This window comes from Staphylococcus sp. 231237_7MaSpsaltlick, assembly GCF_043107035.1.
Genome location: NZ_JBICNX010000007.1, coordinates 144,396 through 162,599 on the forward strand (window position 1 = coordinate 144,396; position 18,204 = coordinate 162,599).

The window sequence follows — 18,204 nt, forward strand, 5'->3', positions numbered from 1 at the left end:
AATTCATTTTAATATGGAAAGTGGCTCACTTCAATTTTTATAGCTTTTTAATTGGTTATCAAGATTAATAACAAATAATTAATGTATTATTATACTAAACACCATAGACTCTATATAAAAAAATAGTTGTTTTATTTTATATTGCATAGCATAATAATAATTAACTAAATAAAGGAGTATAATTTTATGGCTAATCATGAATTACAAAGAGAACTAAGTAATCGTCACATCCAGCTAATTGCAATCGGGGGAGCAATTGGTACAGGACTATTTTTAGGAGCAGGTCAGACTATTGCGTTAACTGGCCCCTCTATTTTACTTACATATATCATAATTGGCTTTATGCTTTTTATGTTTATGCGTGGATTGGGAGAAATATTAGTAACAAACACAAATTTCAAATCATTTGCAGATGTCACAAACCATTATATCGGTCCATTTGCAGGTTTTGTAACAGGTTGGACATATTGGCTCTGTTGGATCATTACTGGTATGGCAGAAGTAACTGCTGTTGCAAAATACGTGAGTTTTTGGTTTCCAAATATACCTAACTGGATAAGTGCATTATTTTGTGTACTTGTCTTAATGTCACTAAACTTATTAAGTGCCAAATTATTTGGTGAATTAGAGTTTTGGTTTGCGCTTATTAAAATATTTACCATCATTGCATTAATAGTAGTTGGTGCAATAATGATTATTATGGCTTACGATACGCAATTTGGACATGCATCATTATCAAATTTATATAACAACGGAATATTCCCTAAAGGTATGAGCGGTTTCGTAATGTCTTTCCAAATGGCATTGTTCTCATTTGTAGGTATTGAACTTATAGGAGTAACAGCCGGAGAAACAAAAGATCCAACAAAGACATTGCCTAAAGCTGTAAATAGTGTTCCTATTCGTATATTAGTATTCTATGTAGGCGCGTTAGCTGTTATCATGTCTATTATCCCATGGAACCAAATTAACCCTGAGGAAAGTCCATTCGTGAGATTGTTCGCACTAATTGGTATTCCTTTTGCAGCAGGAATCATTAACTTTGTAGTATTAACAGCTGCGGCTTCTTCTTGTAATAGTGGTATCTTCTCAAATAGTCGTATGTTATTTGGACTTTCAACGCAAAAACAAGCGCCACCTTACTTTGAAAAGACAAATAAAAATGGCGTGCCGCATATTGCAATATTTGTATCGTGTGCATTGCTTATGATCGCAGCACTATTAAACTATATCATTCCAAATGCCACACTTGTTTTCACATATATCACAACCGTTTCAACCGTATTATTTATTGTTGTTTGGGGATTAATCACAGTAGCATATATAAATTACCATCGTAGAAATCCTGAACTACATAAAAGAGCAACATTTAAATTACCAGGTGGAAAATATATGGCGTATGTTATTTTAACTTTCTTCTTATTAGTATTTTGTTTATTATTTGTAAATACTGATACAAGAATAGCAGTATTTTTAACACCTATTTGGTTTGTCTTATTAACTCTTATGTACCTACGTTATAAACAAGTGTCACGTAAGCAGTAATAAGCTTATAAACAGTAACACCAGATAAACCGCAAAAAACGGGACATCTATTGATGTTCCGTTTTTTTGTGTCTATACTCAACACAATTTATATGAGTATGAATACTGTTTAGTATAACCTGCTTTAAACTTGGTAATACCACAAAAAGGACGAAGCCATCTAATTTATGGCTTCGTCCTTTTATTATAAATCTAAGTAAACATACTCTAGATTTAATATAGTTTAAATTAAGTTACCAAACTAAACATCTATTAAATTATAGTACGTTTGCATAACCTTCGAAGATTTTACCTTGATTAGCATCTACAGTAATTAAAACATCATTCTGGATATTTTTAGTAGCATTTTCAACGCCTACAATTGTAGGAATTCCTTTTTCCAATCCAATAATTGCGCTTGGTGATGTAATACCATTTTCTTCTGTAATAAGACCAATTGCTTTCTCAATATAAGGTACAAGCGTTTCATCTACAGAAGTTGTAACGATAATTGATTCTGATAAATCTTTACCTTCTAATTCACTAGCGTCATTCACAACTAGTGTTTGTCCGACAACTGAGTTTCTTCCAACGCCTTGACCTTTAGCAAGTTCGTCCCCTACAAGATGTAATTTCATCATGTTTGTAGTACCTTTTTCACCTGTTGGTACACCAGCAGTGATAATAATTAAGTCACCATTTTGAACTCTTTCAGTTTCAACTGCAGTTGCTACGGCATTATTTAATAATGCATCAGTTGTCTTACGTCCTTCTTTAACTACTGGGTGGATACCCCAAACTAATGCACATTGACGTGCTGTTTCTGCACTAGGTGTAACGGCAATAATGTCTGATTGCGGACGGTATTTAGAAATAGTACGCGCAGTTGAACCACTTTCTGTTGCGGCAACAATCGCTTTAACATTTAAGTTTAAAGCAGTATGCGCAACTGATACACCAATTGCGTTTACTAGTGAAGTTTCAACTAATTTAGTACGGTCAGATAATAATTTTTTATAATCTTGAGCAGCTTCTGCTGAAACAGCAATATTACGCATAGTTTTGACAGCTTCTTCAGGATATTGTCCTGCAGCTGTTTCGCCAGAAAGCATAACAGCATCTGTGCCATCATAAATTGCATTGGCAACGTCACTAGCTTCCGCACGTGTAGCACGTGGGTTACGTTGCATAGAGTCTAACATTTGAGTTGCTGTAATTACAGGTTTACCTAATTTATTACATTGTCTAATTAAGTCTTTTTGTACCATTGGCACTGATTCCGGTGGAATTTCAACACCCATATCACCACGAGCAACCATTAAGCCATCAGAAACTTCAAGAATTTCTTTGATATTGTCAATTCCTTCTTGGTTTTCAATTTTAGGAATAATGCTGATATTTGTATTATTTTGTGCTTCTAATAATTTACGAATGTCTAATACATCGCTTGGACGACGTACGAAACTTGCAGCAATAAAATCTACACCTTCACTGATACCAAATTTAATGTCTTCAGCATCTTTATCAGTGATACCTGGTAAACTAACTTTTACGCCTGGTAAGTTAACACCTTTTTTATTTTTTAATTCTCCAGTATTTAATATGTCACAAAGAACTTCACCATTAGTTTTATCAATTGATTTAACTTGTAATTCGATTAAACCATCATCTAATAGAATATACGAACCTTCGTCTACATCATTGATAAGATTATCATAAGTTACTGAGAATTTTTCTGAAGTGCCTTCTACTTCAGTCATACTAACAATTACTTCATTGCCCTTTTCGAGTTCAATCACGCCATCTTTCATGTTGTGTGTACGAATTTCAGGACCTTTAGTGTCTAGTAAAATCCCAACTGTTTTTCCTAATCTCTTAGAAACTTCGCGAATAGTATCAATTCTCGCTTTATGTTCTGCATGATCACCATGAGAGAAGTTTAAACGCGCCACATTCATTCCAGCTTTGATTAATTTCTCAAGCATTTCTTCTGATTCTGACGCAGGTCCAATTGTACAAACAATTTTAGTTTTTCTCATTATTATTTCCTCCCAGTATTTTATATAGATAATTCGTTCGTTAATTCAAAAGTTTCAAAGTCAAATTCATGTTCATTTGATCTAAATATTTCTTCAAATGACGTATCAGTAAGTTCATTGTTTCTAATCCCAACGCCAATTGCAGTTTTACCTTCTAACAGTAAATCCACTGCATGACCACCAAGACGTGAAGCTAGAACCCTATCTGCACCACTTGGACTTCCACCACGTTGGATGTGGCCAAGCACAGAAACACGAGCGTCAACATTAATGTATTTAGTTAGTTCTTGAGCACAAACTTCACCTGACATACAACCTTCAGCAACCATAACAATTGAATGTTTTTTGCCTCGTTTGATACCATTGTCAATCTTTTCAGCTACGTCTTTCATATCAGTCTCAACTTCAGGAACAATGATTGTTTCTGCACCGACCGAAAGACCAGCCCAAAGTGCTAAATCACCACAATCACGGCCCATAACTTCAATGATAAATGTTCTTGCATGACTTGATGCAGTATCTCGAATCTTATCAACACAATCAATTATGGTATTTAATGCTGTATCAAATCCAATCGTAAAGTCAGAACCATTGATATCATTATCAATCGTACCTGGAACTCCAATCGTTTGAATTTCTTCACATTCTTCACTTATACGTTGTGCACCTCTATAGCTACCGTCTCCACCAATAACTACAAGTCCTTCGATGCCTCTTTTACGTAAATTCTCAATACCTTTTTTACGAGCTTCTACTTCTTTAAATTCAGGACACCTTGCTGAATATAAAAAAGTTCCGCCACGTTGAATCGTGTCTCCCACTGAACCGAGTTCAAGTTTCTCGATACCATCGTTTAATAAACCTTGATAGCCTTGGTAAACACCATAAACTTCAATGTTATTGTAAATCGCTTTTCTAACTACAGCTCTTACTGCTGCATTCATGCCTGGAGAATCTCCACCACTTGTCAACACTGCAATTTTTTTCATGACGACATACCTTTCTAACATGTATTTCTTATTCTAAAAATACCATAAAATTACGCTTGGTGCCATTAAAATAAGGCTTTGCGACTAATGTAAACGTTTTTAATCTAACGAATCATTTAGAAAGCGTTTCCTTTATTTTGATTATAAATAGAAGTTTAGACCTTTTATATAATACCTTTTATTTAAAATAATTAAACAAATTAAATGGTAATTATTTACAAAAACAAAACGAAGCTCTAAATTATTAGAACTTCGCTTTGTCTTTATATTATTCTTTATAAGAACCTATCGTTCTGAATTTTTGATAACGATCTTCCACGAGTTTTTCTTTACTGAATGAACTTAATTCTTTTAAATGTATCTCAAAAGTGCGTTTAATATTTTGAGCTTGTTTTTCAATATCTTGATGTGCGCCACCTAAAGGTTCTTTAACTACTTCATCTGCAATCTTTAATTCATGTAAATCTTCTGCAGTGATTTTCATTGTTTCAGCTGCTATTTTTGCAAGGTTACTATCTTTCCATAATAATGCTGACGCGCCTTCTGGAGAAATTACAGAATATGTACTATTTTCAAGCATTAATATTCGATTAGTAATACCTAATCCTAGAGCACCACCACTACCACCTTCACCAATAACAATTGAAATAACAGGTACAGTTAACGAAGCCATTTCCACTAAATTTCGCGCAATAGATTCACTTTGACCACGTTCTTCTGCAGCTTTACCTGGGTATGCACCCTTTGTATCGATAAAAGTAATAATCGGCCTATTAAATTTTTCAGCTTGCTTCATTAATCTAAGTGCTTTACGATAACCTTCTGGATGCGCCATACCAAAATTACGATAAATATTATCTTTTGTATCTTTACCACGTTGTTGCCCTACAACAGTGACTGGTTGGCCATTCAAATAACCTATGCCACCAATCATCGCTGGGTCATCCCTATAATTTCTATCTCCATGTAATTCAATAAATGAATCAAAAATATATGGAATATAGTCTAATGATGTTGGACGCTCTTGTAAACGCGCTAATTGTACACGGTCCCAGGGTTTAAGGTTAGTATAAACTTTTTCAGTTTCTCTATCTAAAGATGCTTCAAGCATTTCTATTTCTTCTTGTAAGTCCACGTCATTTTTTTCTTGAGATTCTTTTAAGGATTCGATTTTATTTTTTATTTCAAAAAGTGGCTTTTCAAAATCAAGCATTTATTTTCACCTCTTGATGCATTTTTAGAATATTAGAGAGCGTCGTTCTCATTTCTTTTCTATGAACAACCTTATCTAATTGTCCATGCTCTAATAAAAACTCAGATGTTTGAAAATCATCAGGCAATTTTTCATTAATAGTCTGTTCAATTACACGTCTGCCTGCAAAACCTATCAATGCTTTAGGTTCACTGATGTTGATATCACCAACAGATGCAAAGCTTGCAGAGACGCCACCTGTTGTCGGGTTAGTTATATAGGAAATATATAATAAACCAGCGTCAGAATGTCTCTTCAACGATACACTAGTTTTACCCATTTGCATTAATGAAATAATACCTTCTTGCATTCTTGCCCCGCCACTTGCCGAGAACAAAATAAACGGCAATCGATTTTCAATGCAGTGTTCAATAATTCTGCAAATTTTCTCACCTAACACTGATCCCATACTGCCCATTCTGAATCGAGCATCCATTACAGCGACGCCATAGGTAATACCATCTAACTGTGCTGTTCCTGTAACTACAGCTTCATTTAGACCAGTCTTTTGCTGATCTTTATGAATTTTCTCTTCATAACTCGGAAAGTCTAATGGATTAGCTGAGGTCATTCCTCTATCAAACTCAGTAAACGTACCTTCATCTGAAATAGCCTCAATGCGTTTATGCGCTGTTAAAGCAATATGGTGATCGCAATTAAAACAAACATTTAAGTTTTCCGCTAATTCTTTTGTATACATAATTTTTTTACATTTAGGACATTTTGTCATAATCCCTGCTGGTACATCACTTTGTTTCGAATCAGATACAGTTACGTACTTTTTCTTTTTACTGCTTCTATTGAAAAAATCTTTAAACATTGTAAACCTCCACTTAACCATCGCGATCTCAATTCAATACTATTCTTGAATAATATTTTTGATCAGCGTTTATGAATATTATTTATCTAAGTCTGTTAATTTCATTGTTTTGTCATAAACATCTTCAGGATTAACGTCTATTCTAGCAACACCTGATTCCGTTGCAGCTTTCGCAACTTCTCTTGCTACTGAAGGTGCTACACGTTTATCGAAAGGACCTGGAATACAATAATCCGGGTTTAACTCATCTGCTTTAATTAGATTAGCAATTGCTTCAACCGCTGCTTGTTTCATTGATTCATTGATGTGTGTAGCTTCTACGTCTAATGCACCTCTGAAAATTCCTGGGAACGCTAACACATTATTAATTTGGTTAGGATAATCTGAACGACCTGTACCAATCACCTTAGCTCCAGCTTCTTTTGCTACATCAGGGTTGATTTCTGGGTTTGGATTTGCCATAGCAAAGATAATAGGATCATCTGCCATAGATTCTACCATTTCTTTTGATAATAAATCTGCTACTGATACACCAATAAATACATCGGCATCTTTAATTACATCACTTAAGCTACCATCAATTCTATCCCTGTTTGTCCATCTTGCAACGTAAGATTTCGTATCATTCATTCCAAACGAACGATCCTCATAAATCGCACCTTTTGAATCACACATAATCATATCTCTTACGCCATAAGAATAAAGTAATTTCACAATAGCTATACCTGCTGCACCAGCACCATTTAATACTACTTTAATGTCAGATAAATCTTTACCTACAATTCTTAACGCATTAATCATACCTGCAACCGTAACGATTGCTGTACCGTGTTGATCATCATGAAAAACAGGAATTTTTGTTTCTTTTTTTAAACGTTCCTCAATTTCAAAACAACGTGGCGCAGAAATGTCTTCTAAATTTATTCCGCCATAATTAGGTTCTAGTAATTTCACTGTATTAACTATTTCATCGGTATCAGTTGTGTCTAATGCAATTGGCACACCGTCAATTCCAGAGAAACTCTTAAAGAGTACAGCTTTACCTTCCATAACAGGTATACTCGCTTCAGGACCAATATCACCTAAACCTAAAACTGCTGTACCATCAGTTACAACTGCTACCGTATTGCCTTTCATTGTGTATTCAAAAACTTTACGTTTATCTTCATGAATTTCCTTACATGGTTCTGCTACGCCTGGAGAGTAAGCTAAGCTTAACTCTTCTTTATTCGTAACTTTTACTTTCGGTGAAACTTGTAATTTCCCTTGATTTCTTCTGTGCATTTCTAAAGCGTCGTCTCTCAAAGTCATGTAAACCTACCCCTTTACATTCGATTAGTATAAATATCATTTCATATATATTTTTATTACAAAGCAACTCAAATTACAAATGATATCGTTAACATTTTTGCCAATTTACTCTTGAAGTTATTATTTGTAATAAAAATATATACACAGCTAAATTATTATATATTTTTAGAATCTTAATTTATAGAAAATAAAAACTGATGGTAAATTTATGCTCAACCATCAGTTTACTATACCATAGTTTATAGCGCTATTAAAGTTAAATAATTCGAATATCCCATGGTGAAAAGTGTTGAATCAATTTTTCTATTATAATATTTTCTCTAGGAATAAAGCCGATTGTCTTTATTGCATTTTGACTTTCATCATAATATTGTACAGGAATATTACTTTCATTTGTATCTTTCGTTAAAATTTGATCTATCCCTAACTCATCGTCAAGGTTACGAATAACAATTTTTTGTGCATGGTGAAATTTTGATTGTTCAAAACTTTCAATTGATTCAATTTTATTTATAATAAGTTGCTGTTTATTATTTCTTTTTTCATATTTCCCACTTATTATTAACATTTGATCTTTGTTCAATTCAGTTTCGTATTTTTTAAATGTTTCAGGGAAAACAACGCCATCTAAATTATTGATACCGTCATTCAATGTTATAAAAGCCATATTTTGACCATTTTTAGTTCTAATCTTTTTAAAGCTATCAATTTGAATAAAAATAGGTTGATGATCTCTAGCGTTGGCTAATTTATAAATACCCAAATATTGTTTTTGTTCAAATGCTTTCTCAACAGGGTGTGTTGATACATAAAACCCTAAATATTCTTTTTCGTAATCACTTAGCACTTTGTCTGGCAACTCTTCTTTATCTTCGTAATTCGTTTTTGGCGTTAGTACATCAAATATAAACCCATCTTGTTCAACATCTGACACATCATCTAACACTTGATCTATAGATTGTAATAATGTAGCACGATTTTTACCTAATGTATCAAAAGCACCTACAAGTATCAATGCCTCTAATAATTTCCTAGATTTAATTCTTTTAGGTATGCGTCTTGTAAAGTCAAAGAAATCCTTGTAGTTACCATTTTCTTTTCGTTCTTCCACGATTAGTTTGACACTTTGATATCCTATACCTTTAATCGTACCAAGCGATAAATATATCCCTTTTTTAGTCGCTTTATAAAACCAATGACTATAATTAATATTGGGCGCTAAGATATTGATATTTTGATGTTTTGCCTCATCAACCATTTGTGCAGTTTTCTTCTCACTGCCAATTGAGTTACTTAATATATTCGCATAAAAATAGTTTGGGTAATGTACTTTTAAATATCCCATTATATACGCAATTTTTGAATAACTTACTGCGTGAGCACGAGCGAAGCCATAATCAGCGAATTTTAAAATCAAATCAAAAATCTGTTTACTCAATACTTCTTCATAACCATTTTTCATCGCACCGTTTACAAAATGTTGTCTTTCGCTTTCAAGTACAGCACGATTTTTTTTACTCATAGCTCGACGTAAAATATCCGCTTCGCCATAATTGAAATTCGCAAATTTACTCGCAATTTGCATGATTTGTTCTTGATAAATAATGACACCATAAGTCTTCGATAATATTGGTGCTAAATCTCGATGTAAATATTGTACTTTATCCGGGTTATGTCGGCGAGAAATATAAGTTGGTATCTCTTCCATTGGGCCAGGACGATAAAGTGAGGTGACGGCAACTATATCTTCAAAATGTTCAGGCTGTAACCTCTTTAATACATTTCTAATCCCATCGGATTCTAACTGGAAAATACCAGTTGTATCGCCTTGGGATAACAATTGAAATACTTGTTGATCATCAAAAGGTATTTGTTCTATATCAATGTCGATTTGCATGTCATATTTAACTTGTTTTATGATTTGATGGATTATTGAGAGGTTTCTTAATCCTAAGAAGTCAATTTTCAACAATCCGATTCTTTCTGCTTCAGTCATTGTCCACTGCGTCAACAATCCTGTATCACCTAATGTAAGTGGCGCATAATCATAAAGTGGATGATCATTTATAATTATACCTGCCGCATGTGTAGAAGTGTGACGCGGGAGTCCTTCTAGTTTTTTACATATTTCAAACCAACGTTCGTTGCGATGATTACGATGAACAAATTGCTTAAAGTCTTCTTGTTGGTAAGCCTCATCTAATGTGATGCCTAATTTATGCGGGATTAATTTCGATATTTCATTCAAAGTTATTTCATCAAAACTCATAATTCTACCCACATCTCTAGCCACAGCCCTTGCGAGGAGATGACCAAAAGTAACGATACCAGCTACATGATTATCACCATATTTCTCTTGGACATATTGGATCACTTTTTCTCGATGTGTATCTTCAAAATCTATATCAATATCTGGCATGGTTACACGTTCTGGATTTAAAAAGCGCTCGAATAATAGATTATATTGAATGGGGTCTATCGTTGTAATGTTTAATAAATAACTGACTAAAGAGCCAGCCGCTGAGCCACGTCCTGGCCCTACTAATACATCATGCGTCTTAGCATAATGAATCAAATCACTTACTATTAAAAAATAATCTTCAAATCCCATATCAGTAATAACTTTATATTCATGTAATAAACGTTGCTTATAAGTATCAAAATGCGCTTGGTTTAAATTCAAGTCATTTAATTTAGTTTCTAATATTTGCCATAAATATTGACTTGACTGTGTATTATTCGGTGTTTCGAATTTAGGTAAGAGTGACTGATTGTAAACCATTTCTGCTTGACAGATAGTTTCAAGCTGATTTGTATGTTCCCATACAGTTTCACTCAATTCTAAATATTCTAGCTCTACTTTCGAATATAGATGTGCATCATAATCTATCGGTTCACTAACTAAGTCTAGTTTACTATTATCTTTAATAGCTGATAGCGCAGTAAGTGTTTCTGCGTCTTGTTTATTTAGATAGCGCGTACTTTGTGCCCATACTACTGGCAAATCAAATGTATAAAGGCTCGTGTGATTGACATATATATGTGAGTGACCCTCTAATTTTGTTACTAAAGCTTCATTAGATGACGAAACGTCTTTAAAAATAACAACAAGGTGTTCAACATATTTTTTCAGCCATTCTAAAGGTGTTTCTGTTTTTTCTTTCATTTTTATAGCAGAAGATAACTTAAATAAATCTTTAAGGCCTTTATTGTCTCGCGCTAATACTATTGTTTCAACGACATCTAATCCATCGGTAACATTGAGTGTCATACCAAAGATAGGATGAATATTTGCTGCGATACACGCATCATAAAATTGTGGATAACCATATAATACATTTGTATCTGTTATAGCTAATGCTGTGTAACCTTCTTTAGCAGCTTTAGCAACGACATCTTTAATTCTCAAACTCGAATACAACAAATCATACGTCGTATGAACATTTAAATGTACTACCATCAGCAAATACCTCCAATCTTTCTATAATTTATTATTTAACGCGTCTGCCAATTCGTTAAAATGGTTCCAATCGCTTACAGATACACCTGAAGCATTTGGGTGTCCGCCGCCACCAAAGTCACTAGCTACATCATTAATTATGATGCCTTTAGATCTGATACGACATCTAATCTCGGTACCTTCATCTACAGCAAACACCCATATTTTCAAACCTTGTATATCTGCAATTGTGTTTACAAATAATGATGCTTCATTCGCTACAATATCAAATTTTTCAAGGATGTCTTTAGTAATGATAACTTTACAAAACCCTTTTTCGTTCAAGTCAAAATGTTGTAAGACATAACCTTGGAAAGGTAATAATTTTGGATCTTTTTCACCCATTTTATTAAGTTCCTCATTGTGACTGAATGGGAAGGTCAATAATTGGCTCGCAACGTTCATTGTATGAGAAGTTGTATTGTTAAATAAGAAACGTCCCGTATCTCCTACAATACCTAGATAAAGTACCCTTGCCACCGAACCATCTATAATTGAAAAATCATTAAAATGTTCAATAAAATCAAATATAATTTCACTTGTTGATGACGCTTGATCATTCACGTAATTAATATCACCATATTGATCCACCGCTGGGTGATGATCAATCTTGATTAACTTACGCCCTTTGTTAAAACGTTCATCACTAATTCTAGGTGCGTTAGCAGTATCACAAACAATAACTAGTGCATTTTTGTATTGCTCATCAGCTACGTCATCAAATGTACCTATAAAGTCTAGCGAAGGTTCGGACTCTCCAACTGCATATATACTTTTATCAGGAAACTTTAATTTTAGATAATTTTTTAATCCTAATTGTGAGCCATAGGCATCTGGATCAGGTCTTACATGCCTATGTATAATAATTGTTTCTGCTGCTTCGATTTCTTGCATAATTTGGTTAAATGCTTTAGTCATCTCTATCTTCCTTTTCAATTTTGTATTTAATCTATCATCTGACATATAATCATAGCTTTAGCTACTTGCTGACCATCGCTTGTCATTGTCGTCTCTAATTTAGCAAAATTTCTTCCGACATCTAACATTTCATAACGTACATGTATTTCTGACTCAATTTGAACGGTTTTGATATATATAATATTCAAACTTTCTATCATAACTTCCAGTTTTTTTAGTTTCCTCATTTCATAACGTACAGTTTCTTCTATGATTGCTACAAAAACTGCTTTACTTAATGTACCATACTGGTTAGTTAGTAATGGGGTGGTTTGCACTTGTATACCATCATTAGCAATCGTGATATGCTTTGCAATTTGATCGTTGATTGTTTCACCGACTTGAGGCTGTCTACTTAGTAATTGCATAGCTGTCAGTACATCTTTTCTTGTAATAACTCCTATAAGCTTCTTACTTGGAGTGATCACTGGTAACAACTCAATACCTTCCCATATCATCATATGCGCACAATTAGCAACAGTCGTTGACAATTGAACGTTAATTGGCGCTTTGGTCATAAATTGTGCAAGTGTATCATTTTCTTCCATCTTTATAATCTCTTTACTAGTAACTATCCCAACAAGTCGCCATTCGTCATCTATAACCGGAAATCTTGAATGTCCCGTTTCACTTGCTTTAACTTTATAGTCATGAAGAGACATATGATCAAAGACTACTGTATCTTCATTTACAGGTTTAACTATGTCCTCCACGACCAAAATTTCTTTGCGAATCATTTGATTATACATTGCTCTATTAATAATATTTGCAACTAGGTATGTATCATAATTCGACGATAGTATAGGTAAATCGTGTTCATCTGCATATTTGATTATTTCGGGTGAAGTGTTAAACCCACCTGTAATAAGTACTGCACTCCCTCTTTTTAATGCTGCTAATTGTACGTCTTTACGGTTACCTACAATGAGTAAAGTATGATTACTTAAATATTTTACAACATCTTCTATTTCCATCGCGCCAATCGCAAACTTTGTAAGTGTTTTAATTAATCCATTTCTACCACCTAGTACTTGTCCATCTATAATCTTTACAATTTCAGCAAAAGTTAATTGTTCAATTTGTTCTCGTGATTTCTTCTCAATGCGAACAGTACCAACCCTATCAATTGTAGCTACTAAACCTATTTGGCCAGCATCTTTGATAGCGCGATAAGCTGTTCCCTCAGAAACGTTGAGATCTTTCGCAATTTTTCTAACAGAAATTTTTTGCCCAACTGCTAGAGATTCTATATATGATAAAATTTGTTCATGCTTTGTCATTTCAATAACCTCATTTATTTTGAACAGTTTCTATCATATTATAACTTTTTATAACTAAAAATGCGATGTAACGAACCAAATAAAATAATTTATATGGATTTAAGTAAAAAGGTTTCTTCAAAATTATATAAAACAGCTTTATTAATAATTTAATATGTTAAATCCAATATTTTAGTTGGCTTTATCAATAAACTTTTATTAGAATGAAGTTAAGGAGGGATGAACAATGTTCAAAAATATTTTACTTGGTGTTGATACAACACTTAAAAACGAAAAAGCACTTGATGAAGTTTCAAAATTAGCAGGAGAAGGTACAAAGGTTACAATTTTAAATGCAATTAGCGAACAGGATGCCCAAGCATCAATCAAATCCGGTGTTCATTTAGATAAACTTGTAGAAAAACGTAGTGAAGGTTTAGAAAGTACACGTAACGCTTTAAAAGAACACGGTATTGAATATGATGAAATTATCGTCCGTGGCAATGCCAAAGAGCAACTAGTCAGAGAAGCTAATAGTGGTAAATATGAAATTGTTGTTCTTAGTAACCGTAAAGCCGAAGATAAGAAAAAGTTTGTATTAGGCAGTGTAAGTCATAAGGTGGCTAAAAGAGCACGCATCCCTGTATTAATAGTAAAGTAATTATAAAAAGCCTGAAGTTCTATAAAGTACTTCAGGCTTTTTATATATAATATGTTTTAAGTTTTATTTTAATTTAAAACTGTACGGCATCTCCAGGTTTCAAAATTTGAACTTCACTTGTTGTTACAGCTTCTTTAAATGCATTAGGGTCTTGTTCAATAAGCTCAAATGTATCATAGTGTACTGGCACAGTAATATTTGGTTTTATAAATGTATTTATTGCATAACTAGCATCGTCTATTCCCATTGTGAAATTATCACCAATAGGAATAAAGCATACGTCAATTGGATGGCGATCAGCTATTAATTTCATATCACTAAACAATCCTGTATCACCTGTATGGTAAATTGTCTTACCTTCTGCCTCAATAATCACTCCCATTGGCATGCCTAGATAGACTGGCACACCATTATCATCCGTTAAACTTGAACTATGAAATGCTTGTACAAATTTCACACTTCCGAAGTCAAATTCTGCCTTACCACCTATATTCATTGGTCTTACATGCTCTACATTATGATATGTAGTTAAATAATCTCCTAATTCTGCAGATCCAATGACAGTTGCGTGGTTTCTATTAGCAAGTTCAATCGTATCCCCAAAATGATCACCATGACCATGTGTCAAAATGATATAGTCAACTTCCAAAGTAGATGCATCTAAATCTGACATACCATTACCCGTTATAAATGGATCCACAATGACCTTCTTGCCGTTCGCTTCGAAATATATTGTTGATTGTCCATGAAATGAAAGTTTCATTTTTTAATTCCTCCCATAAATCTATTTATTCTACTTATACCACGATATCACTCTTATATAACACACTAATTCATTTAAAATCGTTATGTAGCATATTTAACCAACACATAAGTGAATGAAATATGATTATTATAATATTTAACTTTTGAATTCCTTCATGAAGTGGCATAAAATTGAAATGATTATAATTTTAGGAGGATGAATAATAATGAAATTAGAACAGATTACTAAAGAATTGCAAACACAACAAGCTGATGCAGCTTGGATTACTACACCACTTAATATCTTTTATTTCACAGGCTACTTAAGTGATCCTCATGAACGATTATTAGCTTTATTAATTAAAGCTAACGGGGAACAAATATTATTTTGCCCACAATTAGAAATGGAAGATGTTAAAAATTCGCCATTTGAAGGAGAAGTTATTGGTTATTTAGATACTGAAAATGGTTTGGATAAATATCCTCTTAAAATAAATAAATTACTTGTTGAAGCGGAACATTTAACACTACATCGTCAACGCGCGCTCATAGATGCCTTTGGTGTCCAACATTTTGGCGATATCGATCAAACAATTAAAGAGTTACGCAATGTTAAAAATGAAAATGAAATTGCTACTATTAAGAAAGCATGTGAACTCGCCGATAAATGTATTGAAATCGGAGTAGCATTTTTAAAAGAAGGTGTCACAGAGCGTCAAGTTGTTAATCATATTGAAAATGAAATCAAGGTTTATGGTGTTAATGAAATGAGTTTTGATACGATGGTATTATTTGGCGACCATGCAGCCTCCCCTCACGGAACTCCAGGTGACCGTCAACTTCAAAATGATGAATTTGTATTATTTGATTTAGGCGTAATTTACGATAATTATTGCAGTGATATGACAAGAACCGTTAAATTTGGCACACCAAGTGCTGAGGCACAAGAAATTTATAATATCGTATTAAAAGCAGAACAAGAGGCTATTGCAGCAATCAAACCTGGTGTAACAATTAAAGATGTTGATGATATCGCACGCAATATCATTAGTGACGCTGGTTACGGCGAATACTTTCCACATAGGTTAGGTCATGGTTTAGGTTTAGAAGAACATGAATATCAAGATGTTTCTAGTTCAAATACAAATCAATTTGTCGCTGGTATGGTAGTTACAGTAGAACCAGGTATCTATGTACCCGGTGTAGCGGGCGTGCGTATAGAAGACGATATTCTTGTTACTGAAGATGGACATGAAAGCTTGACTGGATACGAAAAATGATTAAAGAGGCAGTAGTTGAAACAATTCAGCAAGTCGAACAAGCAATCAGCAACGGTGCGAATCGCATTGAACTGTGTGACAACTTAACTGTTGGTGGCACAACGCCAAGTGTTGGTATGGTAGAAATTGCTACAGAAATATGTCACGCAAATCGCGTTGAAATAGCAATAATGATTCGGCCACGTGGCGGAGATTTTGTCTATAATCTATATGATTTTGAGATTATGCAACGTGATATAAAGACATTAAAGCAATTTAATGTTGATTATTTTGTATTTGGTTGTTTGACGCAAGATTCAGTCTTAAATGAATGGCAAATGAAAACATTAAAACAAATTGCTGATTCTATTCCTGTAGTTTGTCATATGGCATTCGATGAAATTCATGAGCACGGTCAAATCAAAGCGCTACACCAACTAATTGATCTTAAATTCACCAGATTGCTAACCCATGGCGGTCCAAGTGATACTGATATCTTTGATAATTTAAATCATTTAGGTAAATTAGTCGTTAATTCAGGTGGTAATATTGAAATCATGCCTGGTGGCGGATTAAATAAGGATAATTTACAAGAACTTCTTGAATCCTTCCCTTTTCAAGAAGTTCACGGGACAAAAATTGTCTAATACGTTTTAATCAATATGACGATTTATAAGATTTGGACAAAATATTTAGTAATAAAAAACTGGTAATGCCCATAATGTGTTAATTCACATCGGTTTACCAGTTTTTATTTTTTATATAATTATTTTAATGCACTTTCAATATCGGTATACGATAATTTTAATGCTTCAGCTACACCTTTGTTCGTTAACTCACCATTAATTGTGTTTAAACCTAACGACAATGCTTCGTTATCTTGTAATGCTTTTAAATAGCCTTTTCCAGCGATTTGTTGTGCATAAGGTAACGTTGCATTATTTAAAGCGATTGTTGATGTACGAGGTACTGCGCCAGGCATATTTGCTACTGCATAGTGTACTACACCATGTTTCTTATATGTTGGATCATCATGTGTAGAAATACGGTCAGTGGTTTCGAATATACCACCTTGATCAATTGCGATATCAACTATGACAGCACCATCTCTCATTTCTTTAACCATGTCTTCAGTAACAAGGTTTGGAGCTTTAGCTCCAGGAATCAATACCGCACCAATGACTAAATCGCTATCTTTCACACATTGCTCTATATTTAAAGGATTAGACATGATTGTGTGTACTCGACCATCAAATAAGTCTTCCAATTCTTGTAATCGTTTAGGATTAACATCTAAAATCGTAACATCTGCGCCTAGTCCAAGCGCAATTTTTGCAGCATTTGTACCTGCTTGACCCCCACCGATAATTGATACGCGTCCTTTAGAAACGCCCGGTACGCCACCAAGTAGTATACCCATGCCGCCTTTATATTTTTGTAAAAATTCAGCTCCAATTTGAGCAGACATACGCCCCGCTACTTCACTCATTGGAGTTAACAGTGGTAACGAACGATCTGGCAATTGCACGGTTTCATATGCGATACCAACAACTTTATTATCTAATAAAGCTTGCGTTAACGCTGGTTCGTTCGCTAAATGTAAATAAGTAAATAAAATTAAGCCTTCTTTAAAATATTGGAACTCTTCTGCTAGTGGTTCTTTAACTTTCATGACCATATCTACGTTCCAAACTTCTGCTTGCTCATTAACAATTTTAGCCCCTGCTGCAGTGTAGTCCACGTCTTCAAAATATGAACCCAAACCTGCAGATTTTTCAACGATAACAGTGTGACCTTGTTCAACTAGTGCATGTACACCACTCGGCGACAAACTCACTCTATTTTCGTTATTTTTAATCTCTTTAGGAATACCTATAATCATTTCATCCA

The 18,204-nt window shown here is 33.9% G+C and carries 14 protein-coding genes; 4 read left to right on the top strand and 10 right to left on the bottom strand.

From position 1 onward, the window contains the following. Positions 1 to 186 precede the first annotated feature (186 nt). A complete protein-coding gene (locus ACF91D_RS15175) occupies positions 187 to 1,545 on the top strand; it encodes an amino acid permease (RefSeq protein ID WP_069792195.1) in 1,359 nt (452 codons plus the stop codon). A gap of 257 nt (positions 1,546 to 1,802) precedes the next feature. On the opposite strand, the gene pyk is transcribed toward ACF91D_RS15175, so the two are convergent. The 8 genes from pyk to ACF91D_RS15215 all read right to left on the bottom strand — a co-directional run bounded on the left by pyk (position 1,803) and on the right by ACF91D_RS15215 (position 13,671). Further along, positions 1,803 to 3,563, bottom strand: a complete 1,761-nt coding sequence (pyk, locus tag ACF91D_RS15180) for a pyruvate kinase (RefSeq protein ID WP_069792196.1) — start codon at positions 3,561 to 3,563, stop codon at positions 1,803 to 1,805. 20 nt (positions 3,564 to 3,583) lie between these two features. Further along, complete coding sequence (pfkA, locus tag ACF91D_RS15185; RefSeq protein WP_069792197.1) at positions 3,584 to 4,552, bottom strand: 6-phosphofructokinase; 969 nt, start codon at positions 4,550 to 4,552, stop codon at positions 3,584 to 3,586. Positions 4,553 to 4,820: 268 nt separating this feature from the next. Next, positions 4,821 to 5,765 (bottom strand): acetyl-CoA carboxylase carboxyltransferase subunit alpha, encoded by a 945-nt coding sequence (locus ACF91D_RS15190; RefSeq protein WP_039069845.1) that lies wholly within the window; start codon positions 5,763 to 5,765, stop codon positions 4,821 to 4,823. Continuing rightward, positions 5,758 to 6,624: an acetyl-CoA carboxylase, carboxyltransferase subunit beta gene (accD, locus tag ACF91D_RS15195; RefSeq protein ID WP_039069843.1), complete on the bottom strand. Its 867-nt coding sequence runs from the start codon at positions 6,622 to 6,624 to the stop codon at positions 5,758 to 5,760. Before accD ends, ACF91D_RS15190 begins: the two co-directional genes overlap by 8 nt. A gap of 78 nt (positions 6,625 to 6,702) precedes the next feature. Then, the gene (gene ystJ, locus ACF91D_RS15200) at positions 6,703 to 7,935 is read right to left on the bottom strand and encodes an NADP-dependent malic enzyme (protein WP_392437299.1); all 1,233 of its coding nucleotides are present in this window, start codon (positions 7,933 to 7,935) and stop codon (positions 6,703 to 6,705) included. Positions 7,936 to 8,191: 256 nt separating this feature from the next. Then, complete coding sequence (locus ACF91D_RS15205) at positions 8,192 to 11,395, bottom strand: DNA polymerase III subunit alpha (RefSeq protein ID WP_069792198.1); 3,204 nt, start codon at positions 11,393 to 11,395, stop codon at positions 8,192 to 8,194. Between the two features lie 21 nt (positions 11,396 to 11,416). Continuing rightward, positions 11,417 to 12,352 carry a DHH family phosphoesterase gene (locus ACF91D_RS15210; protein ID WP_069792199.1) on the bottom strand — a complete coding sequence of 312 codons (936 nt, stop codon included), beginning with the start codon at positions 12,350 to 12,352 and terminating at the stop codon, positions 11,417 to 11,419. Between the two features lie 26 nt (positions 12,353 to 12,378). Then, positions 12,379 to 13,671: a DRTGG domain-containing protein gene (locus tag ACF91D_RS15215; RefSeq protein ID WP_069792200.1), complete on the bottom strand. Its 1,293-nt coding sequence runs from the start codon at positions 13,669 to 13,671 to the stop codon at positions 12,379 to 12,381. 226 nt (positions 13,672 to 13,897) lie between these two features. Here ACF91D_RS15215 and ACF91D_RS15220 point away from each other — a divergent pair, with 226 nt between their 5' ends. After that, positions 13,898 to 14,311: a universal stress protein gene (locus ACF91D_RS15220; RefSeq protein WP_039069880.1), complete on the top strand. Its 414-nt coding sequence runs from the start codon at positions 13,898 to 13,900 to the stop codon at positions 14,309 to 14,311. A 73-nt stretch (positions 14,312 to 14,384) separates the two neighbouring features. Here the strand turns inward: ACF91D_RS15220 and ACF91D_RS15225 are convergent, their stop codons facing one another. Continuing rightward, positions 14,385 to 15,074: a metal-dependent hydrolase gene (locus ACF91D_RS15225; protein ID WP_069792201.1), complete on the bottom strand. Its 690-nt coding sequence runs from the start codon at positions 15,072 to 15,074 to the stop codon at positions 14,385 to 14,387. A 208-nt stretch (positions 15,075 to 15,282) separates the two neighbouring features. On the opposite strand from ACF91D_RS15225, the gene ACF91D_RS15230 reads away from it, so the two are divergent. Beyond that, positions 15,283 to 16,335 (top strand): M24 family metallopeptidase, encoded by a 1,053-nt coding sequence (locus tag ACF91D_RS15230; RefSeq protein ID WP_327620562.1) that lies wholly within the window; start codon positions 15,283 to 15,285, stop codon positions 16,333 to 16,335. Beyond that, positions 16,332 to 16,961 (top strand): copper homeostasis protein CutC, encoded by a 630-nt coding sequence (locus ACF91D_RS15235; protein ID WP_101049554.1) that lies wholly within the window; start codon positions 16,332 to 16,334, stop codon positions 16,959 to 16,961. The genes ACF91D_RS15230 and ACF91D_RS15235 overlap by 4 nt, the downstream gene beginning before the upstream one ends. 119 nt (positions 16,962 to 17,080) lie before the next feature. On the opposite strand, the gene ald is transcribed toward ACF91D_RS15235, so the two are convergent. Continuing rightward, positions 17,081 to 18,196 (bottom strand): alanine dehydrogenase, encoded by a 1,116-nt coding sequence (ald, locus tag ACF91D_RS15240; RefSeq protein ID WP_101049556.1) that lies wholly within the window; start codon positions 18,194 to 18,196, stop codon positions 17,081 to 17,083. Positions 18,197 to 18,204: the final 8 nt, after the last annotated feature.

Excerpts from the sequence above, each read along its gene's own strand:
- ACF91D_RS15175 (WP_069792195.1), top strand. The coding sequence starts at position 187 with ATGGCTAATCATGAATTACAAAGAGAACTAAGTAATCGTCACATCCAG.
- pyk (WP_069792196.1), bottom strand. The coding sequence starts at position 3,563 with ATGAGAAAAACTAAAATTGTTTGTACAATTGGACCTGCGTCAGAATCA.
- pfkA (WP_069792197.1), bottom strand. The coding sequence starts at position 4,552 with ATGAAAAAAATTGCAGTGTTGACAAGTGGTGGAGATTCTCCAGGCATG.
- ACF91D_RS15190 (WP_039069845.1), bottom strand. The coding sequence starts at position 5,765 with ATGCTTGATTTTGAAAAGCCACTTTTTGAAATAAAAAATAAAATCGAA.
- accD (WP_039069843.1), bottom strand. The coding sequence starts at position 6,624 with ATGTTTAAAGATTTTTTCAATAGAAGCAGTAAAAAGAAAAAGTACGTA.
- ystJ (WP_392437299.1), bottom strand. The coding sequence starts at position 7,935 with ATGACTTTGAGAGACGACGCTTTAGAAATGCACAGAAGAAATCAAGGG.
- ACF91D_RS15205 (WP_069792198.1), bottom strand. The coding sequence starts at position 11,395 with ATGGTAGTACATTTAAATGTTCATACGACGTATGATTTGTTGTATTCG.
- ACF91D_RS15210 (WP_069792199.1), bottom strand. The coding sequence starts at position 12,352 with ATGACTAAAGCATTTAACCAAATTATGCAAGAAATCGAAGCAGCAGAA.
- ACF91D_RS15215 (WP_069792200.1), bottom strand. The coding sequence starts at position 13,671 with ATGACAAAGCATGAACAAATTTTATCATATATAGAATCTCTAGCAGTT.
- ACF91D_RS15220 (WP_039069880.1), top strand. The coding sequence starts at position 13,898 with ATGTTCAAAAATATTTTACTTGGTGTTGATACAACACTTAAAAACGAA.
- ACF91D_RS15225 (WP_069792201.1), bottom strand. The coding sequence starts at position 15,074 with ATGAAACTTTCATTTCATGGACAATCAACAATATATTTCGAAGCGAAC.
- ACF91D_RS15230 (WP_327620562.1), top strand. The coding sequence starts at position 15,283 with ATGAAATTAGAACAGATTACTAAAGAATTGCAAACACAACAAGCTGAT.
- ACF91D_RS15235 (WP_101049554.1), top strand. The coding sequence starts at position 16,332 with ATGATTAAAGAGGCAGTAGTTGAAACAATTCAGCAAGTCGAACAAGCA.
- ald (WP_101049556.1), bottom strand. The coding sequence starts at position 18,196 with ATGATTATAGGTATTCCTAAAGAGATTAAAAATAACGAAAATAGAGTG.